Origin of the sequence: Buchnera aphidicola str. Sg (Schizaphis graminum) (assembly GCF_000007365.1) — a bacterium.
Classification (GTDB): Bacteria; Pseudomonadota; Gammaproteobacteria; order Enterobacterales; family Enterobacteriaceae; genus Buchnera; species Buchnera aphidicola.
This window is the reverse complement of the sequence record NC_004061.1, coordinates 514,971-540,327: the sequence shown is the minus strand read 5'-3', so window position 1 is coordinate 540,327 and position 25,357 is coordinate 514,971. Positions and strand designations below refer to the sequence as shown.

Annotated in this window: 21 protein-coding genes, 1 tRNA gene, 1 rRNA gene and 1 other RNA gene; 10 read left to right on the top strand and 14 right to left on the bottom strand. The window is 24.5% G+C overall.

The window, feature by feature from the left end:
* Positions 1–72: 72 nt before the first annotated feature.
* Both rrf and cspE read left to right on the top strand, forming a co-directional pair.
* Positions 73–188 (top strand): 5S ribosomal RNA (rrf, locus tag BUSG_RS02485).
* Between the two features lie 295 nt (positions 189–483).
* Positions 484–693: a transcription antiterminator/RNA stability regulator CspE gene (gene cspE / locus BUSG_RS02480; RefSeq protein WP_009874442.1), complete on the top strand. Its 210-nt coding sequence runs from the start codon at positions 484–486 to the stop codon at positions 691–693.
* Between the two features lie 79 nt (positions 694–772).
* Here cspE and ybeD read toward each other — a convergent pair whose 3' ends face one another.
* A complete protein-coding gene (gene ybeD, locus BUSG_RS02475) occupies positions 773–1,036 on the bottom strand; it encodes a DUF493 family protein YbeD (RefSeq protein ID WP_011053982.1) in 264 nt (87 codons plus the stop codon).
* A gap of 194 nt (positions 1,037–1,230) precedes the next feature.
* Between ybeD and cysS the strand changes: the two genes are divergently transcribed.
* Positions 1,231–2,622 (top strand): cysteine--tRNA ligase, encoded by a 1,392-nt coding sequence (cysS, locus tag BUSG_RS02470; protein ID WP_011053981.1) that lies wholly within the window; start codon positions 1,231–1,233, stop codon positions 2,620–2,622.
* A gap of 18 nt (positions 2,623–2,640) precedes the next feature.
* On the opposite strand, the gene folD is transcribed toward cysS, so the two are convergent.
* Positions 2,641–3,498, bottom strand: coding sequence for a bifunctional methylenetetrahydrofolate dehydrogenase/methenyltetrahydrofolate cyclohydrolase FolD (folD, locus tag BUSG_RS02465; RefSeq protein WP_011053980.1), 858 nt, complete (start codon positions 3,496–3,498; stop codon positions 2,641–2,643).
* A gap of 145 nt (positions 3,499–3,643) precedes the next feature.
* On the opposite strand from folD, the gene BUSG_RS02460 reads away from it, so the two are divergent.
* Positions 3,644–3,717, top strand: a tRNA-Arg gene (locus tag BUSG_RS02460).
* Positions 3,718–3,737: 20 nt separating this feature from the next.
* On the opposite strand, the gene adk is transcribed toward BUSG_RS02460, so the two are convergent.
* The 4 genes from adk to dnaX form a co-directional block, all read right to left on the bottom strand.
* The gene (adk, locus tag BUSG_RS02455) at positions 3,738–4,382 is read right to left on the bottom strand and encodes an adenylate kinase (RefSeq protein WP_011053979.1); all 645 of its coding nucleotides are present in this window, start codon (positions 4,380–4,382) and stop codon (positions 3,738–3,740) included.
* A gap of 72 nt (positions 4,383–4,454) precedes the next feature.
* Positions 4,455–6,326, bottom strand: coding sequence for a molecular chaperone HtpG (gene htpG / locus BUSG_RS02450; RefSeq protein WP_234414135.1), 1,872 nt, complete (start codon positions 6,324–6,326; stop codon positions 4,455–4,457).
* Positions 6,327–6,446: 120 nt separating this feature from the next.
* Positions 6,447–6,776, bottom strand: coding sequence for a YbaB/EbfC family nucleoid-associated protein (locus tag BUSG_RS02445; protein WP_011053977.1), 330 nt, complete (start codon positions 6,774–6,776; stop codon positions 6,447–6,449).
* A 56-nt stretch (positions 6,777–6,832) separates the two neighbouring features.
* Positions 6,833–7,924: a DNA polymerase III subunit gamma/tau gene (dnaX, locus tag BUSG_RS02440; RefSeq protein ID WP_011053976.1), complete on the bottom strand. Its 1,092-nt coding sequence runs from the start codon at positions 7,922–7,924 to the stop codon at positions 6,833–6,835.
* Positions 7,925–8,118: 194 nt separating this feature from the next.
* Here dnaX and ffs point away from each other — a divergent pair.
* Positions 8,119–8,214, top strand: an RNA gene (gene ffs, locus BUSG_RS03185) — signal recognition particle sRNA small type.
* A gap of 11 nt (positions 8,215–8,225) precedes the next feature.
* Here the strand turns inward: ffs and BUSG_RS02435 are convergent.
* Positions 8,226–9,968: a SmdB family multidrug efflux ABC transporter permease/ATP-binding protein gene (locus tag BUSG_RS02435; RefSeq protein WP_011053975.1), complete on the bottom strand. Its 1,743-nt coding sequence runs from the start codon at positions 9,966–9,968 to the stop codon at positions 8,226–8,228.
* A 23-nt stretch (positions 9,969–9,991) separates the two neighbouring features.
* The gene (locus BUSG_RS02430) at positions 9,992–11,737 is read right to left on the bottom strand and encodes a SmdA family multidrug ABC transporter permease/ATP-binding protein (RefSeq protein WP_011053974.1); all 1,746 of its coding nucleotides are present in this window, start codon (positions 11,735–11,737) and stop codon (positions 9,992–9,994) included.
* 230 nt (positions 11,738–11,967) lie between these two features.
* Here BUSG_RS02430 and queC point away from each other — a divergent pair, with 230 nt between their 5' ends.
* A complete protein-coding gene (gene queC / locus BUSG_RS02425) occupies positions 11,968–12,666 on the top strand; it encodes a 7-cyano-7-deazaguanine synthase QueC (protein ID WP_011053973.1) in 699 nt (232 codons plus the stop codon).
* A 55-nt stretch (positions 12,667–12,721) separates the two neighbouring features.
* Here queC and ppiD read toward each other — a convergent pair whose 3' ends face one another.
* The 6 genes from ppiD to BUSG_RS02395 form a co-directional block, all read right to left on the bottom strand.
* Positions 12,722–14,587 carry a peptidylprolyl isomerase gene (gene ppiD, locus BUSG_RS02420; RefSeq protein WP_011053972.1) on the bottom strand — a complete coding sequence of 622 codons (1,866 nt, stop codon included), beginning with the start codon at positions 14,585–14,587 and terminating at the stop codon, positions 12,722–12,724.
* 102 nt (positions 14,588–14,689) lie between these two features.
* Entirely contained in the window at positions 14,690–17,023 is a 2,334-nt protein-coding gene (gene lon / locus BUSG_RS02415; protein ID WP_011053971.1) for an endopeptidase La, read from the bottom strand.
* Between the two features lie 189 nt (positions 17,024–17,212).
* Entirely contained in the window at positions 17,213–18,496 is a 1,284-nt protein-coding gene (gene clpX, locus BUSG_RS02410; RefSeq protein ID WP_011053970.1) for an ATP-dependent Clp protease ATP-binding subunit ClpX, read from the bottom strand.
* Between the two features lie 85 nt (positions 18,497–18,581).
* Complete coding sequence (clpP, locus tag BUSG_RS02405) at positions 18,582–19,175, bottom strand: ATP-dependent Clp endopeptidase proteolytic subunit ClpP (protein WP_011053969.1); 594 nt, start codon at positions 19,173–19,175, stop codon at positions 18,582–18,584.
* Between the two features lie 126 nt (positions 19,176–19,301).
* Positions 19,302–20,630, bottom strand: coding sequence for a trigger factor (gene tig, locus BUSG_RS02400; protein ID WP_011053968.1), 1,329 nt, complete (start codon positions 20,628–20,630; stop codon positions 19,302–19,304).
* A 254-nt stretch (positions 20,631–20,884) separates the two neighbouring features.
* Positions 20,885–21,220 (bottom strand): BolA family protein, encoded by a 336-nt coding sequence (locus BUSG_RS02395; protein WP_011053967.1) that lies wholly within the window; start codon positions 21,218–21,220, stop codon positions 20,885–20,887.
* Between the two features lie 328 nt (positions 21,221–21,548).
* Here BUSG_RS02395 and cyoA point away from each other — a divergent pair, with 328 nt between their 5' ends.
* Genes cyoA through cyoD form a run of 4 tightly spaced genes read left to right on the top strand, consistent with a single transcriptional unit; the run spans position 21,549 to position 25,332 of the window.
* Positions 21,549–22,421, top strand: a complete 873-nt coding sequence (gene cyoA, locus BUSG_RS02390; protein ID WP_011053966.1) for a ubiquinol oxidase subunit II — start codon at positions 21,549–21,551, stop codon at positions 22,419–22,421.
* A 39-nt stretch (positions 22,422–22,460) separates the two neighbouring features.
* Entirely contained in the window at positions 22,461–24,440 is a 1,980-nt protein-coding gene (gene cyoB, locus BUSG_RS02385; RefSeq protein WP_011053965.1) for a cytochrome o ubiquinol oxidase subunit I, read from the top strand.
* Entirely contained in the window at positions 24,437–25,006 is a 570-nt protein-coding gene (cyoC, locus tag BUSG_RS02380; RefSeq protein WP_011053964.1) for a cytochrome o ubiquinol oxidase subunit III, read from the top strand. The genes cyoB and cyoC overlap by 4 nt, the downstream gene beginning before the upstream one ends.
* Complete coding sequence (gene cyoD / locus BUSG_RS02375; protein ID WP_011053963.1) at positions 25,006–25,332, top strand: cytochrome o ubiquinol oxidase subunit IV; 327 nt, start codon at positions 25,006–25,008, stop codon at positions 25,330–25,332. Before cyoC ends, cyoD begins: the two co-directional genes overlap by 1 nt.
* Positions 25,333–25,357: the final 25 nt, after the last annotated feature.

Below are 25,357 nucleotides of genomic sequence, written 5' to 3'. Positions count from 1 at the left end.
AAATAAAAAATCTTGTTTTACTGAATTTATTGTTGTATTAATATATATATATTATAATAGCACTAAAAAATGCCTGGTAAAAATAGTGTAGTGGTACCACCTGAATCCATTCCGAACTCAGAAGTGAAACGCTACAACGCCAATGGTAGTACGGGGTCTCCCCGTGTGAGAGTAGGTATCAGCCAGGCAAATACAAAAAAACCCGAAAATTTTCGGGTTTTTTTGTATTTGAAATAAAATTGTATTAAATATTTGTTTTAATAAATAATGTTAATATTAAAAAAATAGCTTAATTTTTTTCAAATAAATATAAATATTTTTTTAAAATAAATTGCTTGCTAGCTAACAATAGATTTACATGTTAATCTATTAAAAAAATTTTTATTATTTTTGATTTTTAATTTTTTATGATGAAAATCATTTATAATCATAAATGACACTTTTTTCAATTTAGTATATTTTTTTCATGTGAAGGTAATATAGATGTCCAAGATTAAAGGTAATGTTAAGTGGTTTAATGAGTCTAAAGGGTTTGGTTTTATTACTCCAGAAGATGGAAGTAAAGATGTATTTGTTCACTTCTCAGCTATACAAAGTAATGGATTTAAAACTCTAGCAGAAGGTCAAAGTGTTGAATTTGAAATTACTGAGGGAGCAAAGGGGCCATCTGCTGCTAATGTTATTAGTCTATAGATTTTTTTTTAAATAAAAAATAAAAATCTTTTTTAGTACGGCTCTTTATCGAGCTGTACTATTTAGGATCTTATATTTTTTATAGAACCATTCTCACCATATTTATTTTACTAATATCATGGTACAATGTTTCAATCTGTTCAAAATTTTTTGCACATATTGTAATGGAAACAGAAAGATAATTACCTCTGTTACTTGATTTTACTTGAGGTGTATAATCTCCAGGAATCTGAATTTGAATGACTTTTATTATTTGATCAACAAGTTCGGGTTGTGCTAAACCAATGATCTTATAAGTAAAAAAACAAGGGAATTTTAACATTTCTCGTAATTTTGTCTTCATTAATTAATCCTGGTGTTATTTTTAATGAATTTTTTAATTTAAAAAAAATTAATTAATTTGTTATATTTTTATATAAACATATCATTTAAAATTTTTTATAAAAAAATAGATATTAATATATCTAATTAGTTTAACATATTGATATTATAGAAAATAATATATTTTATTTTTTTTAAATATTTCATGAGAAATTTATGTTAAAAATTTTTAATACCGCAACATCTAAAAAAGAAATTTTTAAACCTATTAAAAACAAAAAAATTAATTTATATGTTTGTGGAGTTACTGTATATGATTTTTGTCATATTGGTCACGCACGTACTTTCGTTGTTTTTGACATGATAGTGCGTTATTTACGATTAATAGGATTTCAAGTTAAATATATTCGTAATATTACAGATATTGATGATAAAATTATTTTAAAATCATTAAAAGAAAAAATTGATATTAGTGCTTTTACAAATATTATGATAAAAGAAATGAATAAAGATTTTTCTTTATTAGGCATTTCCCCTCCTGATGAAGAACCTCGCGTTACTAATTATATTATTGATATAATTAAAGTTATTGAAAAACTAATTAAAAATAAAAACGCCTATGTTAATGATCATGGAGATGTAATTTTCTCAATAAATAGTGATAAATTTTACGGAACTTTATCTCGTCAATCTTTAGATAAATTAATATCTGGTACACGTATTTCTATAGATAAAGAAAAAAAGAATTCATCAGATTTTATACTTTGGAAGAAATCTAAAAAAGAAGAAAAATTTTCTTGGAATTCACCGTGGGGTAAAGGACGTCCCGGTTGGCATATTGAATGTACCGCTATCACTAATGTTTTTTTTAAAGATTATATAGATATTCATGGAGGTGGTTCAGATCTTCTTTTTCCTCATCATGAAAATGAAATATCCCAGTCAAGATGTTTAAATAAAAATTTCAGAGTAAAGTTTTGGATGCATTCAGGATTAGTAATAATTAAAAATCAAAAAATGTCTAAATCTTTAGGTAATTCATTTTTTTTAAAAGATGTTCTAGAGAAATATGAAGCTGAAGTTTTACGTTTTTTCTTTTTATCTACTCATTATCGACATCCTATTTATTATACGGAAGAAAATTTAAAGAAATCTGAAATGTCACTAGAATATTTATATGTAACATTGTATGGTACAAAACCTATTTTTGATCCTATAGAAGGTGTGAATTTTGAGATAGATTTTTTTGAAGCTTTAAATGATGATTTTAACACACCTCAGGCATTTTCTATTTTATTTAAATTAGCCCGAAAAATTAACTATTTAAAAAAGATAGATTTATCTAAATCAAATTTTTTTGCTTTTAGATTACAGAAACTAGCTGGTTATTTAGGTTTTTTATTAAATACATCACAATATTTTTTGCAAAAAAAATTACCTTTTGATGAAGAAATTATAAAAAAAATTGAATCATTAATTGAAAAAAGAAATTTTGCTAGAAAATCAAAATTATGGAAAGAAGCTGATAAATTACGTGATAAATTAATAAAATTAAATGTTATCTTAGAAGATTTGCCTGAAAAAACCTTATGGCGTTTTAAACGATAACATATTTATTTATTGCATTTAAAATTCATGATATTTTTCACAGGCCTCTAAAGTATTTTCTAACAACGTTATAACTGTGATTGGACCAACCCCCCCTGGTACTGGAGTGATATAAGCAGCTTTTAGAGATGCTGATTTAAAATCTACATCACCTACTATAGATCCATCTTTCAATTTATTAATACCTACATCTATTACTATAGCACCTTCTTTTATCCAATCTCCATGTAGAAAATTTGGTTTTCCAATTGCAACTACTAAAAGATCAGCGTTTTTAATATGATGTCTTAAGTTTTTAGTAAATCTATGTGTCACTGTAGTTGTACATCCAGCTAATAATAGTTCCATACTCATAGGTCTACCTACTATGTTAGAAGCTCCAACCATCACAGCATTTAGTCCATGAGTTTTAATTTTTGTATAGTTTAACATTGTGATGATCCCCTTAGGTGTACAAGCTCTTAAAGTAGGATTTCTTTGACATAAAGAGCCTGTATTGTAAGGATGAAAACCATCTACATCTTTATCAGGTCTGATACTACTAAATATTTTATAATAATTTATTTGCTTAGGTATAGGTAACTGTACTAAAATACCGTCTATATTAATGTTGTTGTTTAATTTTTCGATAAGATTCAATATATCTTTTTCATCAACATTTATAGGAAAACTCCAATATTTAGAAATAAATCCAACTTTTTTACATACTGATATTTTTCTTTTTACATAAATTTCAGAAGCAGGATTTTTTCCTATTAAAATTACTGCCAATCCTGGTATCCTTTTTTTATTTTTTTCCCTTTCTTCTATCTTTTTTAAAAGATTTAATTCTATTTTTTTTGCAATTTTGATGCCATCTATAATTATTGCAGACATTATTTCGTAGCTCAGTTATTTTTTTTAGTGAAAAATCATTTTAATTTTTGATATAATTTTTTTTATATTAATATATAGAATATTCATATTAATTTAGTTGCATATATATTGTTTTAATGTTAAATTTTAATTTTGTCGATTATCTGCGTTCTTAGCTCAGCTGGATAGAGCAACGGCCTTCTAAGCCGTAGGTCACAGGTTCGAATCCTGTAGAACGCAAAAATAAAAATTTTTATTTTTTATTTTAACATCATCTTTATTTCTCTTTGAATTTTATAAATGCTTTGTTTTCCATCAATTTTAAAATATTGCAACTTTTTTAATTTTTTTTCTCTTAAATAATATTTATTTAGTAAAAAAGAATTTTTTTCGTAGTTTTCTAGTCTTTTTTTAACAATTTCAATTGTATCATCTTCTCTGATAGTTAATTTTTCTTGAGTAAGATCGTCTTTTCCTTCTTCCCTAGGAGGATTATAATTGATATTATAAATTCTTCCAGATGGAGTATGCACTCTTCTTCCACATATCCTCTTTAAAATTAATTCGTATGGAACTATTAATTCTAAAACATAATCAATTTTTATTTTAAGATTTGATATGTATTCAGCTTGTTTTTGTGTTCTTGGAAATCCATCTAATAAAAAACCATGAATACAATCTTTTTTTTGAATTCTTTCTCCTATTAAATTACATACAATTCTATTGGAAACTAATTCTCCATTTTTTAAAATATTGTGTATTTTTTTACCAATTGTATTTTTTTTTTGAATATTTTCTCTTAAAATATCTCCTGTTGATATTTTGGGGATATTATAATTTTCTGTAATCAATTTTGCTTGTGTTCCTTTTCCTGTACCTGGAGCACCTAATAAAATAATACGCATAATTATTTTTTCATGTTTAAAAGATTATTTTAAGAGTAAGATTACTACTATAAAAAAGTAGTAATCATATTTTTATTGTTCTAAAATTAATTTATTTGTTCTAGCAATAAATTCATGTGGATTTTCTAAATTTCCTTTTTCGGCAAATAGTGCTTGATCTAATAATAATTTAATCCACTCGTCAAATTTTTCGTTTTCTTTTATTTTACATATCTTTTGTATTAATTTATGTTCTGGATTGATTTCAAATATATATTTTAATTCTGGAACACTTTGTCCTGCTGCACTAAATAGTTTTGCCATTTGAGTGCTCATTTCATTTGAATCACTTAATACGATACATGGAGTTTCTGTTAATCGATATGTTAACCGTACTGATTTTACTTTATCACCTAAAGTTTTTTTTACTTTTTTTAAAAATTCTATCATTTCTGTTGATGTTTCTTTTTTATTTTCATTTTCTTTTGTTAATTTATTCAATGATAGATCTTCTTTGCTGATGGATTGAAATTTTTTTCCTTCAAATTCAGTAAGATAATTCATCATCCATTCATCAATTCTATCTGATAGTAATAAAACATCAATATTTTTTTTATTAAACAATTCTAAATGTGGACTATTTTTTGCTGATGTGTAACTATCTGCAGTAATATAATATATTTTTTCTTGTTTTTCATGCATATTAGATATGTATTTTTCTAGTGAAATATTTTGTTCAGAACTATTATTTTGAATAGATGTAAATCGTAAGAGACTAGCAATTAAATTTAAATTGTTACTATCTTCAGCAGGTCCTTCTTTTAAAACTGATCCGAATTGATTCCAGAATATTTGATATTTTTCATTATCTTTTTTTGATAATGTTTGAAGCATTTTTAACGATCTTTTTATTAATGCTTTTTTTAAGTTTTGCGTAATAGAGTTATCTTGTAATATTTCTCGAGAAACATTTAAAGGTAAATTATTTGAATCTATTAATCCTCTAATAAATCTTAAATAGTTTGGAAGAAAAGCTTGAGAATTATCCATAATATAAACACGTTTTACATACAATTTTAAACCAGATTTATTATCTCTATTCCAAATGTCCCAAGCAGCTTTTTCAGGAATAAATAACAAACTAATATATTCATTAATGCCTTCTACATGATTATGACTCCAAAAAAGTGGGTTATTTTGATCATTTGTAAGGTGTTTATAAAACTCTTGATATTCTTTTTCACTAATAGTAGCTTTGTTTTGTGTCCATAATGCCTTGGCTTTATTGATTTTTTCCCAAAAATATATTTTATTTTTTTCATCATATTTTTGTATTTTTACTGGTACAGTAATATGATCAGAATACTTGCTGACTATACCTTCAATCCGCCATAACTCTAAAAACTCTTCTTCTTCTTTTTTTAAAAATAAAGTGATTTCGGTACCTCTAGTTTTTTTCTTTATATCAGTAATGTTGTATTCTCCTTCTCCAGATGATTCCCATAATACACCTAGATTTGATTTACTCCCTGCAAACCTTGTTCTTACTGATACTTTTTTTGATACTATAAAAGATGAATAAAAACCGACACCAAACTCTCCAATTAGTTCATTTTTTACATTTTTTTCTTTTTTTTCTAAAGATTTTATAAATGACTTAGTTCCTGATTTTGCAATTGTACCTAAATTTTCAACTACATCTTGACGTGTCATTCCAATACCGTTATCACTAATAATTAAAGTACCTTGAGACTTATTAATAGATATTTGAATTTTAAAGTCGCTATCATTTTCATACAATTCTGGATTTGATATAGATTGAAATCTTAATTTATCTATTGCATCTGATGCATTAGATATTAATTCTCTTAAAAATATTTCTTTATTTGAATATAAAGAATGAATCATTAAATGTAATAATTGTTTTACTTCAGATTGAAAACTATATACTTCTTTTTTTTGTATATTCATATAAAATCTCTTTTTTAAAAAATAAAATGTATAATTCCTTTTAAAAAAAATATTTATTAAAAATTTATTGTTCAATTAATAAAATTTTTTATTTTCTTATTTTGCATAATTTATTTATATTGGTATATTAAATCCTGTAGGCAACTGCATTCCTGTAGATATAGCGGACATTTTTTTCTTTTGAACTTCAGATATTCTTCTAGTCGCATCATTAAAAGCAGCTGCAGCTAAATCTTCTAACATATCTTTATCATCTTTTAGTAAACTTGGATCTACTTCTACACGTCTACAATTATGTGCTCCATTAATAGTTACTTTTACTAATCCTGCACCTGCTTCTCCTGTAACTTCCATTTTAGCTATTTCTTCTTGTACTTTTGCCATCTTTTCTTGCATTTGTTGAGCTTGTTTCATAAGATTTCCTAATCCACCTTTAGTAAACATATTGATTCTCTCTTTTTTAAATGAAATTTGATAACAGTTAATACTATAAATAATTTTTATCTTTTTATTTCTGTAATTGCTTGGAGTAAAATCATTTCTACTCCCATTTTATGATTAGGTGAAAAAAATAATTCTTTTCTTCCCTTTAACAAGATTTTATAACATAATTGAATATTATATTTGCTATTATTTTCTGCAATTTTTTTTATTTCATTTTCATTATTTTTTATAAAAATTTGATTCCATATTTTTGGATAAGATTTTAGCATAGCTATATGGTGTAAAAAACGCATCATTTCTATTAAGATATTTTGCCATTCTAAGCCTATCTTACTTATTTTGTTTAATAAACACATCATTTTTTTTGAATCTTGTTCTAATAAAAATTTTGTTAGTAAGAAAGCATGTTTTTTATTTGGTATACCTAACATTTCAGTTGTATTTTTTAAATTTATATTATTTTTACTTAAATGCATAGCATGTTCTAATAGGTTTAACGCATCTCTCATACTTCCATTAGCATAATCAGATATTATTTTTAATGCTTCTTCATCAAAATTATTACCTCCCTTTTTGAGAATATGTTTTAAAAAATTAAAAATATCTTCTTCTGATAATATATTTAATTTAAAATGTAAACAACGTGATCTAATAGTTTTAGGTATTTTTTCTACATCTGTTGTAGCTAAAATAAATTTTATATGTTGAGGAGGTTCTTCAAGAGTTTTAAGAAGTGCATTAAAACTATGTCTAGATAGCATATGAACTTCGTCAATTAAATATACCTTAAAACGACTTTTAGAAGGAGTGTAGTAAATGTTATCTAAAATTTCTCGAATTTCTTCTACTTTCGTACGTGAAGCCGCATCTATTTCAATAAAATCGAGACAAATACCTTTTTCTATTTCTTGACAGATAGTACATTTTCTACATGGTAAAGATGTGATACCTATTTCACAATTTAAACTTTTAGCGATTAAACGAGCAATTGTAGTTTTTCCTACACCTCTTGTTCCAGATAATAACCATGCATGATGAATTTTCCCAAGAGAAAATCCATTAGATATAGCTTTAACAATATATTTTTGACCAATTATTTTTTTAAAAGATTGAGGACGCCATTTTCTTGCTAGTATTTGATAATTCATATATTATTTTTCTTTATAGAAATATTATTATGCTATCAATATTTTTTAGAATGTAAAAGTATTCTCTTTTTTTTATAAAAATTTTATTTAATTTTTATAATATTAAAAATATTAGTTGTCAAATATATATTTGGTCTATAAAATTATACTATGTCTTATACAATTTAAAAAATTTATTACAAAAAGGAGATTTCTGTTAGTCCTAAACACTGTTAAATTGAATAATTGGTCAGATCTGGAAAGAAGCAGCCAAATCAATCGATACAGGTGTTTTGATATAGCTAACAGAATCTCCTATATTTTAGCAATTAAAAAGTTGAAAATTATACATTTTCCAATAAAAACCTTTTTTTTCTAATAATTGCTTATGTGTTCCCAATTCAACAATTTTTCCTTTTTTTAATACTACAATCATATCTGCTTCAATAACTGTCGACAATCTATGAGCTATAACAACTAAGGTTGTTTTTGCGCGTATAGAAGACAAAGTTGTTTGAATTAATTTTTCAGTTCCTGAATCAATGTTAGCAGTAGCTTCATCTAATATAAGTATTTTAGGATTGCGTACTAGTATTCTTGCAATAGCTAATAATTGTTTTTGGCCGAGAGATAAATTATTTCCTTCTTCTCCTAAAATAGAGTATATCCCTTTTGGCATGGATTGAACTAATGAAGAGAGATGAACAGTTTTTAATACATTCCATATCTTTTCCTCAGATATTTTTTTTCCCAGTGTAATATTAGAAGAGAAGGTATCTGCTAGAACTATTGGATCTTGTTGCACCATTAATATATTTTTTCGTAAAACATCATGAGATATGCAATTAATAGATTTATCATCTAAGTATATTTTCCCATGTTTTATAGGATAATATCCCATTAATAAGTTAGCTAAAGTACTTTTCCCACTTCCAGTTTGACCTACAAATGCAACAAAACTTTTAGACGGAATATATATATTAATATTATTAAGTATGTTTTCTCCACTTTCTTTATATTTGAAACTGAGATTTTTAATATTTATTTTTCCACTTTTTATTTCTTCTTCATTGTTTCCATATTTTTGTTTTGGTGAATCTATAAGAGAAAAAATTCTTTCTCCTGCTACTATTGCTTGCTGTAATATAGATTGTTGAATAGTAATTGAAATTAAAGGTTCGTTGAGACGACCAAGATACGTAATAAAAGCATATAATACGCCTACTTCGTATACTCCAATAGAAAAATAACTGAATAAGAACATAAAACTGCAAAGTACTAAAGCTGATAATAAACTTAATAGTGGTCTTAACAAAAAACCATCTAATTTTAATATTTTCATTCTAGCTAAATAATGTAATTCACTACTTTCTTTAATATTGTTTTCAAATCTTGTTTGTTGTCTAAATTGTTGAATAACATTCATTCCGTTAATAGTTTCATTAAATTTATTATTAATATTAGCTACGTAATACCGTACATTTCTTAACAAAGGAGTACTATAATATTGATATATTGACATTACAATAATTACTAAGGGAATAATAAAAATAGTTATTATTGCCATATGCCATTCGAGAGTAAACATTGCAAATAATATAATTATAATCAAAGTTATACTTCGAAAGAAAGTAGGACCAACAGTATCATATAGCTCTTTAATAACTTCAGTATCATTAGTTACTTTTGAAATCATTTGTCCAATAGGTTGGGAGTCAAACTCACTGATAGGTTGATTTAGTGCTGCTTTCATGACGTCGTTTCGGAGTTTATTAACAATCCCTACAGCTATTTTATTAAATAAAATACTTTGAAAATAATTAAAAAAAACTGCTAATATTTGCAGCATTATGAATATCACTATAATAATTAGTATTAATTGAAAATTTAATTGATGTTGAGACAAAATATTATTAATAAAATAACTTATTAAAATTGGTCCTAAAACTTCAGAAGTTGCTCCACTTAAAAGTAAAAAAAATGCTAATATTATTTTTTTTTTCCATGGTATTGCATAAATTATTAAACGTTTTAAAATGGGCCAAAATTGTATTAAATGATCCATATTATAAATTTCTCATCTATTTTTTAAAAATTTTCAATTTCTGTTTGTATCTTTTGATGATCATACATAGATTTATACCAATTTTTCTCTTTTATTAATTTTTCATGATTTCCTCTTTGAATAATGGTACCTTCTTTAATCACTATAATTTCATCTGCATGAATTAATGCAGATAATCGATGTGCTACAATTATTAAAGAATAGCCCTTATCTTTCCATTTTTTTAAATTTTTTAAAATATTATTTTCTGTTTTACCATCTACTGCTGATAAAGCATCATCCAATATTAGTATTTCTGTATTCAACAATAGTGCACGTGCAATGGCTATTCTTTGCTTTTGACCACCAGATAACATTACACCTCTTTCTCCTACCTGAGTATTATATCCTTGAGGTAAACAGACAATATCCTTATGTATATCAGCTAATTTAGCGGCTTTTTCTATTTCTTTCTGAGAAGCCTTAGGTTTACCTAAAGAAATATTGTTTGATATGCTATCTGAAAATAAAAATGAAGTTTGATTTACAACTCCGATTTTACTTCTCCAATAGTCAATTTTTAGTTCTAATAAGGATGAAGAATTATAAAGTATTTCTCCTTTATGAATTTTAAATTGTCGTTGAATCAGTTTTAATAGAGTACTTTTTCCAGCACCTGTAGGGCCACAAATCCCTAAAGTTTTTCCTGGATTAAGACTTAAGTAAATATTTTTTAAAGATGGTTTTTTATTTTTAGGATAAAAAAACATATCAATATTAATATTTAATTTTCCATTCATATTTATTATTGTTTTCTTTCCATCTTCTATATATAAATTTTGATTAATAATAGAATGAATCCTATCCCATGCTGCACTTCCTCTTTCAACAATATTAAACATCCATGCTAAAGCTAACATTGGCCAAATCATTAAACCTAAATACATGATGAAACTAGTCAATTTTCCAATTGTAATAGTATTGTTCCAAACTAACCATCCTCCAGCTGTAATAGCTAACAAATTAGAAAATGCAACTGATAAATAGATTACTGGATCAAAACGAGCATCTATTTCTGCAACTTCCATATTTTTTTTTCCAGTATCATTAACAATGTTGTTAAATTTTTTTAATTGGTTTTTTTCTAATCCAAATGCTCTAATCATTCGAATACTAGTTAATATTTCTTGTGTTTGATTATTTAATAAAGAAAATGCACTTTGAGCATTGCGAAAGGTATCATGCAGTTTTTTTCCATATTTTTTTATTAGAATAGCCATAATTGGCATTGGTATTAATGAAATTATGGTTAACAACCAACTAATTTGTGTAATCATTACTATTAATACTGAAATACCCATTACAGATGAATCTACTAGTGTTAAAACTCCCTCTCCTGCTGCAAAAACAACACGATCAACATCATTAGTAGCTCTAGCTATAAGATCTCCAGTACGATTTTTTAAAAAAAATATTTCACTTTGTTTACTAAGATAAGAATAAAATTTTACTCGTAATTCTGTAGCTAATTGATATGAGGCACCAAATAAAAGAATTCTCCATAAATAACGCAGTATATAAACTATAATAGCAATTAAAAGAATAATTGAAATCCAAGGTAATATTTCAAAACCGCTCATTTTTTCTTTTATAATTAAATCTATTAAAATTCCAATTATCTTAGGTGGTAATAATTGTAAAAAGGCTATTATTATTAATAATATAATTGATCCTAAATAACGCTTCCATTCTTTTATAAAATACCATTTTAATTGATTGAACAATCTCACAAAGGAATCCTAAAATTTAAATATTTAAAATATATATTTTTAATATTACATGTTTTTTTATTGTTAATTTTTTATAAATTAAATAAAAATTATAATTAAATTAATTTTATTAAAAATAAAAATTTAAATTTTCATTGAAAAATGAATTTATATTTCAATATATTTTTGTAAATTAATCATATACAATATTAATTTCTAAATCGTTTTTATAAATTTTTTGTAAATAAATCATGAAAAAAATACTGATAATTTTTAGTGGTGGGCAAGATTCAACTACTTGCTTAATACATTATACTAATATATATAAAGAAATTTACTGTATTACATTTGATTATAATCAGCTTCATAAATCTGAAATTGATTCTGCTCGTTTTATATCAAATTATTTTAATGTGAAAAAACACATATTTGTCGATCTTAAATGTTTAAAAAATCTTTCAATAAGTAGTTTAACAGATGAAAAAATTTCTATTCTTGATAATCATCCGTTAAATTTTTCATTACCAAGTACTTTTGTTCCAGGTCGTAATATTTTATTTTTAACTTTATCTTCTATATATGCTTTTAATCATCAAATTAATTCGATTGTTTTAGGAGTAAATGAAATCGATTTTTCTGGTTATCCAGATTGTAGAAACGCATTTTTAAAAAAAATGAATGATGTTGTTCAAATTGGTATGAATTGTAAGATTAACTTTCAATCTCCTTTAATTAATTTAAGTAAAGCGGAAATATGGGCTTTGTCAGATTATTGGAATTCTACTCAATTTATTCTTAATAATACAGTCACTTGTTATCAAGGTATTCAAGGAAAAGGTTGTGGTCAATGTCAATCATGTATTCTTAGGAACGATGGATTCAATAAGTGGAAATCTAATCCTTCTTACTATATGAAAAAGTTAAAAGAAAAGTTTAATTTTGATAATTAATCTTAAAAAATTAATATATAAATGATTTTTTTTAAAAAATAATTATATTAACTTGTTAAAAGTTATCTGTTTTATTATATAAAATTGTTGCCTTTCTATGTAAATTTTGGAGAAAACATTGAAATGTTACATCGATATTATTTTTTTCTAAATATTTGATAATAATCTTCTCTTCTTCGTTAGAAAATTTTTCATTATAAACTTTATCTAATAATGCAATAACAAAATTTTTGTTTTTATTTTGATACATAGTATAAACGTTTTTCTCTTCTTTTGGATGCGGCATTGCAAAAATTACAGATATATTTGGATTTTTGTCATATCGAGATACAGTTTCATATTCTTCAAAAATAATATTTTCTTTTTTTAAAATGTGTTCATTTCCAATTTTTAGTTGAAATAAAATTTTTTTTAATTTATTTTTCGTTTTTTCTACAGCTTTGATATATTTTAGTTTATTAACAATATTTCTTTTAATGTCTTTAAGTTTTTTAATTCTTTTTTTTTGAAAATTTTTTATACTCAATAAAAAAGATTGATGATCATTTAATACAATTAGACCAGAGTGTGATTTTAGTTTTTTTTGTCTATCTAATAGTCCTTTTTTAAAAATAATTTTTTTTAATATGGGATTTTGTAATTCTTTAGGAACAGAGTCTTTATCAAACCAATTCGTTTCTTTAGGAAGGATGTTAGTTTTTTTAAGAATTAAATCAAATCTATTAATATTTTTTTTTGCAATTATAGCAATTTTATCTTTTAATTTTTTATATGTATTTAAAGATTTTTGATATTTTATTTCATTTTCAATAAGATCTGATACTTCAGATATTTTTTTGTATTTTTTCGGTAAAATTTTATTTAATTTAATTATTAAAAAATTATTGTTAAACTTAATAATATTAGAAATTTGATCTATTTTTTCTAAATTAGCAATTTTTATTTCATTTGGTACAAAGTTTTTTGTTATCCATCCAATATTTCCTCCTTGTTCAGAAGAAAAGGGATCTATTGATTTTTCTTTAGCTATTTTAGAAAAATCTTCTCCTTTTTTTAATTCTGATAAAATGGATAATGCTTCATTCTTAGTTTTAGTTTGAATAATACTATATTGTCTTCTTTCTTGATTTGAATATTTATCTATATTTTTTTTATACCAATTTTTTATTTCTTCATTACTGCATTGTATTTTAAATTTATTAGGTTTAAGCTGAATATAACTGATTTTAAATTTTTCTGGAGTATAAAATTCATTTTTATGTTGATCAAAATAATTATTTATCTCTTTTTCAGTTACTTTCTGATTATTAATAATAGGGTTGATTTTTATAATTGCTTTTTTTATAATTCTTTTTTCAGATAATAGCTTTATTATCTTTTTTTGTTCATTATCTAATATAAAATCTGTTTCAGAAATAGCATTTATTAAATATGTAGTATTAAGTTTTTTTCTAATTAAGCTTACGTATTCATAATGTGTTAAATTTTTTGATGAAAGATAATTTAAATATTTTTTCTTATTAAATTCATTATTTTCTTGAAATATTGGTATATTGAATATTATTTTTTTTATTTCGTTGTCTTGTATATTAAAATTCATTCTTTTAGTATATTGTTCTAAAAGAATATTATTTATGAGTTGAGATAGTATATAGTTATATGTTTCTTCTTTAAATTTTTTATTTTTTTTAATTTTCTCAAAATCTTGTCCTAATATTTTTTCTTGTTTTTTTCTTTCATCAATATACATTTTTTGTAGTGTTATAAAACTTATTTCCTCTCCGTTTACTTTAGCAATGTATCTTGTTGTATCTCTATTGAAATAATTATTTATAGTACCGAATACTAATGATAAAATAATTATTCCCAATATACATTTAACTATAATGATATTTAATCGGGATTTTAAATATTTAATCATAATATAACTATCCTAGATAGTTTCAATTTTATATTGAAATTTTTAATTTTTTTATTTAAATTATAAAGGCTGACGGTTTTTTGTCAGCCAAATTTAGATCTTTTATACGTAAGGTGTATTTTCTAATGCTATTTTTAAAACTTCTTCGATATTCTTTACTGGATAAATTGTTAGTCCTTCAATAATATTTTTTGGTATTTCTTCTAAATTACGTTTATTTTCATATGGTATTAACACAGTTTTAACACCTCCACGATGTGCTGCAAGTAATTTTTCTTTTAGTCCTCCTATTGTTAATACCCTTCCTTGTAATGTAATTTCTCCTGTCATCGCAATATTAGATTTGACAGGATTCTTTGTTAAAGAAGATACTATAGCTGTACACATCGCGATACCTGCACTCGGACCGTCTTTCGGTGTAGCACCTTCGGGAACATGAACATGAATATCATGTTTTTCATGAAAATCTTTTTTAATTCCTAATTTTTTTGCTTGAGATCGAACTACAGTTAATGCAGCTTGAATTGATTCTTGCATAACTTCACCTAAAGAACCTGTGTAAGTAAGTTTTCCTTTTCCTGAAACACATGCTGTCTCAATTGTCAATAATTCTCCACCTACTTCTGTCCAAGCCAATCCAACAACCTGTCCGATTTGATTTAAATTGTTTGTTTTTCCGTAATCAAATCGTTTTATTCCTAAAAATTTCTTTAAATTTTTACTGTTTATTTCTATTTTTTTTAAAGATTTATTTAAAATTAAAAGTTTTACGACTTTTCTACATATTTTAGATATTTCACGTTCTAAACTACGTACTCCTGCTTCACGAGTATAATATTGAATTATACTAATTATAGCGCAATCAGTAATGATGAGTTCGTTCCTTTTTAATGCATTTCTTTCCATTTGTTTTGGATATAAATAGCACTTCGCTATATTTAATTTTTCGTTTTCTGTATAACCAGAAAGACGGATTATTTCCATTCGATCAAGTAATGGTGCAGGTATATTCATAGAGTTAGAAGTTGCTACAAACATAACATCTGAAAGATCATAGTCTACTTCTAAATAATGATCATTAAAATTTATATTTTGTTCAGGATCTAGTACTTCTAGTAATGCAGATGCTGGATCAACTCTTATATCACAAGACATTTTATCAATTTCGTCAAGTAAAAATAAAGGATTTTTTACCTTTGCTTTTACCATTTTTTGCATTAATTTTCCAGGCATTGAACCAATATATGTACGTCGATGACCTCTAATTTCAGCTTCGTCTCGTATTCCACCTAAAGCCATTCTTACATATTTTCTACCTGTTGATTTTGCAATAGATTTTCCTAAAGATGTTTTACCTACCCCAGGAGGACCTATTAAACACAAAATAGGACCTTTAACTTTATTTGTCCTACTTTGTACAGCTAAATATTCTAATATGCGTTCTTTTACCTTTTCTAGACCAAAATGGTCTATATCAAGAATTTTTTTTGCTTCTTGAATATCTTTTTTTATTTTTGTTTTTATATTCCAAGGAACCTGTATCATCCAATCAATATAACTTCGTACTACTGTCGCTTCTGCTGACATTGGTGACATCATTTTTAACTTTTGTAATTCTGATTCTGTTTTTTCTTTTGCTTCTTTAGGCATTTTTAAACTTTTAATCTTACGTTTTAAAATTTTATTTTCATCTGGAATTTCGTCCATATCTCCAAGTTCTTTTTGAATAGCTTTTATTTGTTCATTGAGATAATATTCTCTTTGACTCTTTTCCATTTGTTTTTTAACACGATTTCTAATTCTTTTTTCCACTTTTAATAAATCTATTTCTGTTTCCATTATAGCCATTAAAAATTCTAATCTTTCATTTACATTATATATTTCCAATACTGACTGTTTATCAGCTAATTTTAATGGCATATGAGCAGCAATTGTATCTGCTAGTTTTTCTGCATTTTTCGTTTGGCTAAGAGTATTAAGTATTTCTGAAGGAATTTTTTTATTAAGTTTGATATAAGACTCAAATTGATTAACTGTTGTTCGAATTAATACTTCTTGTTCTTTATCTATAACAGTAGGAGAAATAATTAATTCTACCTCAGCAACTAAATGTTCTCCATTGCTTTCTATATTTTTAATACAAGCACGTTGTAAGCCCTCTACTAGTACTTTTACTGTTCCATCTGGTAGTTTTAACATTTGTAAAATTGAGCTAATAGTTCCTATATTAAATAAATCATTTGTACTAGGTTCGTCTTTTGATGCTTCTTTTTGTGCAATTAGCATGATTTTTTTATCGTTATTCATAGATGTTTCAATGCAATGAATTGATTTTTTACGACCTACAAATAATGGAATAACCATGTGAGGATACACAACTACATCTCTTAACGGTAAAACGGGAATTTTAATGCGTTCAGAACGCTCAGAATTCATAGAGCTCTCTCTTAGTTGAATTTCCGCTGTTTATATTTATTAAAAACTGCAATTTATTATAAAATAATATGCAGCTCTATTTATACTTAAGCCAAGTATATTGGAATGGTCGCTTGACATTTAATCTGAAGCGTTTGGCAAAATAAAGGGAGAATGCCCTTGTTTGAGATTATCTGATGTCTTTATTTTTTATTCACCGGATGCTTTTTTGGATTTGTTTTTTTCTTCATATATTATTTTCGGTAAGGAATGAGAATTTACAACTGATTCATCGATTAATATTTTTTCTACATTTTTCATAGATGGTAACTCATACATGATATCTAATAAAATATTTTCAATAATAGATCTTAATCCTCTCGCCCCTGTTTTTTTAGATAACGCTTTTTTTGCGATTGACGTAACCGCTTCTTTTGTAAATTCTAATTTTACTTTTTCTAAATTAAATAATGTTTGATATTGTTTGATTAAAGCGTTTTTAGGTTTACACAATATTTGAACGAGAGCAGTTTCATTTAATTCTTTTAGAATAGTTATTATAGGTAAACGACCAATAAATTCAGGAATTAATCCAAATTTTATTAAATCTTTTGATTGCACTTGTTGCAAAAAATATTGTTCTGATTTTTTCTTTTTCTGTTTTTTAAGATTACAGTTAAAACCAATTGTATTTCCAGTATCAATTCTTTTAGAAATAATTTTAGAAAGTTCTGAAAACGCTCCTGCACATATAAATAGAATATTTGCAGTATTGACTTGTAAAAATTCTTGTTGTGGATGCTTTCTTCCACCTTGTGGCGGAATTGATGCTAGAGTTCCTTCGATTAATTTTAACAAAGCCTGCTGTACTCCCTCTCCAGACACATCTCTGGTAATAGAAGGATTATCAGATTTTCTTGAAATTTTATCTATTTCATCTATATAAACAATACCTAATTCTGCCTTTTTAACATTATATTCGCATTTTTGTAAAAGTTTTTGTATGACGTTTTCCACGTCTTCTCCGACGTATCCTGCTTCAGTTAAAGTAGTTGCGTCAGCAATGCTAAAAGGTACATTTAATAATTTTGCTAATGTTTCTGCCAATAAAGTTTTTCCACTTCCAGTTGGTCCAATTAATAAAATATTACTTTTTCCAAGTTCAACGTTATCTTTATTTTTAGATACATTACGAATTCGTTGATAATGATTATAAACTGCTACAGATAAAACTTTTTTTGTATGGTTTTGACCTATTACATAATTATCAAGATGTTTTTTAATTTCATGTGGTGTCGGCAAGTAACTTAATTCATCATCTTCTATTTTTTTTGTAGTTTTAGTTTCTTGAATAATATTATTACACAGTCTTATACATTCATCACATATATAAACGGCTGGACCAGCTATTAATTTTTTTACTTCTTTTTGATTTTTACCACAAAAAGAGCATTGAAGTAATTTTTTAGAATTGTCTTTACTCTTATCTGTCATATTTTTAACCTCTTTAATTCATATATTTATCGATTTTTTTTTGAGTAAATAGATTCTGTTTTATTATTTTTAATAAAAATTTTTCTTAACGTTGAGTTAAAATTAAATCAATTAATCCATATTTTATAGACTCATGTGCTGATAAAAAGCAATCTCGTTCTGTATCTTTATTAATTTTTTTAATAGATTGACCCGTATTTAAAGACATTAATTTGTTTAATTTTTTTTTCATTTTGTTAATCTCTTCTGCATGAATAGCAATATCTGAAGCTTGTCCTTGATATCCACCTAATGGTTGATGAATCATAATTCTTGCATTTGGTAAACAAGATCTTTTACCCTTTGTACCAGATGAAAGTAAAAAAGCTGCCATTGAACACGCTTGTCCTATACAAATAGTGTTAACATCGGGTTTTATAAATTGCATAGTATCGTAAATTGACATCCCTGATGTAATAATACCTCCTGGTGAATTTATATATAAAAATATATCTTTATCTAAACTTTCTGCTTCTAAAAACAGCATTTGTGCTACAATTGAGCTTGCCATATTGTCTTCAATTGTACCTGTGATAAAAATTATTCGTTCTTTCAACAATCTAGAATATATGTCATATGAACGTTCTCCTCTTGAATGTTGTTCGACTACCATTGGAATTAATACTGAATTAGATTTCATTTAATTTTCTCTATGAATATAGTAGTACATATTTTTTTAAATTATCGATAATTTAATTTTTGGCATAAAAGATATTTTTATAAAATTTTTTTCTAATATATTAGAATATTAAAAAAAATACTAATCTTAAGCAAAAAGTTCTTCGTTATTTTTCCAGTTATAATTCATAATTTCGTCTAGAGTCCAATTTTTTTCAATGATTTTAACTTTTTTTATTAAAAATTGCATAACTTGCATTTCTAATTCTATATTTTTTATCGTTTTTCTTAACATTGTATTCTTTTTATATATATTAATAATTTCCAATGGTTTTTTATACTTTAAAGATATTTTTTTTATTAATAAGTCTACTTTTTCTTCATTTACTGATATTTTGTTATCACGAATAATTTTTTCTATAATTAATTTTATATGTAGTCTCGTTTTAGCTTTTGATTCAAGATTAGTATGATATTTTTTTTTCAAAATGTTTTCTTGCTTTTCTTTATATTCTTTTATAAATTTATTGCGTAAAAAATTTGTTTCTTCTCTTAGTAAAGTTGGAGGTATATTTATAGGATTTTTTATTATTAGTTGTTTTATGATTTGATTTTGTAAATGATTTTGCGTTAAGCTTTTTATTTTTTCAATAATATTATTTTTTATAGTTTGATAGTTTAATTTACTTAGTTTATTTATTTTAATTGTTTTTATATTTTTTTCTATTTCAATATTTTCTTGTTTTTCTTCAACATTTAATATTTTTATTTTAAATGTTATATCTTTACCTTGTAATTCTTCTTCTGGATGAAATTTGCAAAAATTTATTTTAAAAAAAATCACATCATTGGTAAAATGATTGATTAATTTGTTATTTAATTCAGGTATGAAATTATTTTGAGAAACAATAAATTTAAATTTTTCTACGTTAAACTTGTCTAGTTTTTTATTATTTTCATAAATGCAGTAATTAATTGTCACTAAATCGTTAGTTTTAATTGCTCTATTAACTTTATTCCATATATCTTTTTCATAAGATGCTGTTTTTTCTATGTTTTTTTTTACATCTTCGTCTTTAATATTCACTATTATTTTTTCTACTTTAATAAGGTTTACATCTTTTATTTCAAATTTTGGATAAACTTCGTAGTTTACAGAATATTTGAAATATTCTTTTTGGTCTTCATTTTCATGCATAACATACTTTGGTAAACCAATAATTTTTATTTTTTCTTTTTTTATAAATTCATAAAAAAATTTTTGCATTAGTTGATTAAATACATCATAATAAACTCTATTACCATATTTTTCTTGTATAATTTTAATAGGAGTTTTTCCTTTTCTAAAACCATTTATTTTTGTTTTTTTATTAATTTCGATAAATTCTCGAATAAGTTCGTTACTCACTATTTTTTTTGGAATGTTAATTGTGACACGATCAGTATTTTTTTTGTTTTTTTCGATAAAAAATTTCATTTTTTGCCTCAAATAATTACATTTATTTAATTTTTTTAGATATTCTATTAATTTATAAAAAATATTCTATATTTTAATATTTCATATTTTTTAAGTAAAAATCAATTTTTAAATATTAATTTTTTTAAATTTATAAAAATTTCTAGTATGTTTTTAATTTTATCAACTATTCTTAGATTTATATCTAAAAAATTTTTTAATTTTAAGTTTGTATCGCTAGATATTTTTCTTTATTTAAAAAATATATTAAATAATTAGTTTTTTAAAACGAAATTTTTTATTTTTTTTTGAATACATTTTATCGAATTAAATTCTTTATATTTTTTATCTTTCCATTCGTTTAGAGTATAAGTATATAGTGTAATTGAATATATGCTCTCCTTTTCTATTTCTTTTAAAGCTTTAAAAATTATACGGTGTCTAATAATTAAATTTTTATTAATAAAATCATCACTAACTATAATAACTTTTAGATGACTGATTGTATTAGTATTTGTAGAATAATTATGTAGTTTACTTTCGTCGTAAATTTTTATAAAAGCTATGTTAATTTTAAATTCTAAGTATTTTTTTATTTTTTCTAGAAGCATGAATTTATTGTTATATCCTAATTGATTTTAGATAAAAGATAGAAATTGTGATAAGAAATATTTTATATTATATTTATAGTATTTTTTTAAAAACAATTTTTTAAATGAGAATTCAATGTGTAATTGATTTTATTGATAAAAATATATTTTTTTATTTTAAATTTTATCAATTTTTAAAAAATAATTCAATTATTTCACAAATTATTGATTTTATAAGATTGTTTCTTGATTTACATTAAATAAAAAATTTAATTGAAATTTAATATAAAAATAATATTTTTAAGAGAAAAATTTTTAATAATAAATATTATATTTGAGGTTTTTTTTGATGATATCTATAAATTTTAATAATTTTTTTAAGACATTATTATTAATTTTAATTGCTTTTACATTACACGGTTGCGATAGTATTTTGTTCAATCCTCATGGAATAATTGCGATACAAGAATGTTCAATATTATTAATATCTTTTTTAATAATGCTGTTTGTTATAATACCTGTAATTTTTATGACTATATATTTTTCAGTTAAATATCGTGCATCTAATATAAATGCAAAATATAAACCAGATTGGTGCGATTCTAAAAAAATAGAAATAATAGTATGGACAATTCCGATTTCAATAATTTTATTTTTGGCTTTTGTGACATGGAATTATAGTCATATATTAGATCCTAAAAAATCTATTATTTCTAAATATAAGCCTATAAAAATAGATGTTGTATCATTAGACTGGAGATGGCTATTTATTTATCCTGAATATCATATAGCAACTATTAACGAAATTATGTTTCCTATAAATAGATCTATAATTTTTCATATTACTTCTAATTCTGTTATGAATTCTTTCTTTATTCCGTCTCTTGGTAGTCAAATATATGCTATGCCTGGAATGATGACTACATTGAATTTAATGTCTAATTCTCCCGGAAAATATAAAGGGATATCATCTAATTACAGTGGTAAGGGTTTTTCTAATATGAAATTTACTGCAATATCTGTTTTGAATATAAAAGACTTTGAAAATTGGATTAAAAAAGCACAACAATCTCCTAAAAAATTAAATAAAATGAGTATTTTTAACATCATTTCTTTACCTAACGAAAATCATTTCATAGAATATTTTTCTGATGTTAAAAAAAATTTATTTTATGAGATAATTAATCAAACTTATTCAAAGAATAAAGTATTCAAACATTAGAAAAATTTATATAAAATATTAGGCGTATGAGGAAATACAATGTTTGGAAAATTAACATTAAAAGCTATACCTGTTGATGAACCAATTATAATGGTTACATATATTTCTATTATTCTAATTGCACTATTTATTTCTTTTAGTATTACTTACTTTAAAAAATGGAAATATTTATGGTATGAGTGGTTTACCACAGTTGACCATAAAAAAATATCTATTATGTATGGAATACTTGCATTCATTATGTTATTTCGTGGTTTCGTTGATGCAATATTAATGCGTACCCAACAGGTCATTGCATCTTCAGGTAATACAGGTTTTTTACCACCTCATCATTATGATCAAATATTTACGGCTCATGGTGTCATAATGATTTTTTTTGTAGCTATGCCACTTGTAATTGGACTAATGAATTTAGTTGTTCCATTACAAATTGGAGCTCGCGATGTAGCTTTTCCTTTTCTTAATAATTTAAGTTTTTGGTTGAATGTTAGTGGTGCTATTTTGCTTACTCTTTCTTTAGGAATAGGTGAATTTGCACAAACAGGATGGTTAGCTTATCCTCCATTATCTGAAGTTAAATATAGTCCAGGAGTAGGTGTAGATTACTGGATTTGGAGTCTTCAAATTTCTGGTGTTGGGACTACTTTAACAGGTATTAATTTTTTAATAACAATTTTAAAAATGAGAGCACCAGGAATGTGTTTTTTTAAAATGCCAGTTTTTACTTGGGCTGCTTTATGTACTAATATTCTTATTGTCATTTCTTTTCCAGTTTTGACTACTACTCTTTTATTACTAACATTAGATCGTTGTTTTGATTTTCATTTCTTTACTAATAATTTTGGTGGAAATCCAATGATGTATGTTAACTTAATATGGATTTGGGGTCATCCAGAAGTCTATATTTTAGTTCTTCCAGTATTTGGTGTATTTTCAGAAGTAGTTGCTACTTTTTCAAAAAAACGTTTATTTGGATACGTATCCTTAGTTTGGGCAACTTTAGCTATTACTATTTTGTCTTTTATCGTTTGGCTTCACCATTTTTTTACTATGGGTGCTGGTTCAAATGTTAATGCTTTTTTTGGCATTACTACTATGATTATAGCTATTCCTACTGGAGTAAAAATTTTTAATTGGTTATTTACAATGTATCAAGGTCGTGTTCATATGCATTCTTCTATGCTATGGACTATTGGATTTTTGATTACTTTTTCTATTGGTGGAATGACAGGTGTACTGTTATCTATTCCTCCTGCTGATTTCATTTTGCATAATAGTTTATTTTTAGTTGCTCATTTTCATAATGTCATTATTGGTGGTGTTGTTTTTGGTTGTTTTGCTGGCATTAATTATTGGTTTCCTAAATTATTTGGTTTTATTTTAAATGAATTATGGGGTAAGCGTGCTTTTTGGTTTTGGATCATAGGTTTTTTTACTGCTTTTATGCCATTATATTTTTTAGGTTTTATGGGAATGACTCGTCGTCTAAGTCAAAATATTGATATTGAATTTCATTTTTTATTATCTATTGCTGCTATTGGTGCTATTCTTATTGGTATAGGTATACTTTGTCAAATCATTCAATTTTGGGTTTCAGTAAGAGATCGTCATATTAATTTAGATGTTACTGGTGATCCATGGGATGGAAGAACTTTAGAATGGTCTACTTCTTCTCCTGCTCCATTATATAATTTTGCTATTATCCCTCATATTAAAAACAAAGATGATTTTTGGGAACTAAAAAAACAAAAGAATCAAGTTCAAAAAAAACAATACAGTGCAATTCATATGCCTAAAAATACAGGATTAGGTATATTTATTAGTTTTTTTTCTTTACTTTTTGGTTTTTCTGCAGTATGGAATATTATTTGGTTATCTTTTTTATCTTTTTTAGTTGTTATTATAAGTTTAATTTTTAAAAGTATAGATGAAAATACTGAATATACTGTATCAGTAAAAGAGATTGAAAGTATTGAAAATCGACACTTAGAAAATGTTCAAAAAGCAGGTTTAAAATGATAAAAGAAACAATGAGAAATAATAAACTATTCGGCTTGTGGATATATTTGATGAGCGATTGTATCATATTCGCTGTTCTTTTTGCAGTATATGCTATTATTTCTTCAAATTTTTCTACAAATTTGATCAATCATAAAATTTTTAATTTATCTTATGTTTTTCTCGAAACATTGATTTTGTTATTAAGTTCATTGTCATCTGGTATGCTCACCATACAAAAAAATAAAAACAACATTAAAATAATATATTTTTATTTACTTTTAACATTTTTTTTAGGCTTGTCTTTTCTATTAATGGAAGTAAATGAATTTTATAAGCTTATTTTAGAAAATTGTAGTCCTAGTCAACATGCTTTTTTTTCTATTTTTTTTACCATTGTTGGTGTTCATGGTATTCATGTTTTTTTTGGTTTAATTTTTATATTATCTATTTTGTATCAACTGTTTTATTTAGGAATAACTAACACTATTCGCATTCGAATATTATGTTTTAGTTTATTTTGGCATTTTTTAGACATTATATGGATCTGTGTTTTTACTTTTGTTTATTTAAATGGAGTTATTTAATGAATAAATATAAAAAAATAAAAAATAATTTTGATAAAGAAAAAAAGTCTTATATAGTAGGTTTTTTATTTTCTTTATTTTTAACTATTATTCCCTTTTTTTGTACTTTAAATCATTTATTTTCTAGAAAGATTAATTTTTTTGTAATTTTACTATGTGCTTTAAGTCAAATTATAATTCATTTTATATATTTTTTACATTTAGATTTTTCTAAAAAAAATTCATGGAACATTATATCTTTATTATTTATATTAATTATTGTTTTTATTATTGTGTTCGGTTCTATATGGATTATGTATAATTTAAATCATCATGTTATTTTGTAACTATTACTTACTTAAAAGTATTTTA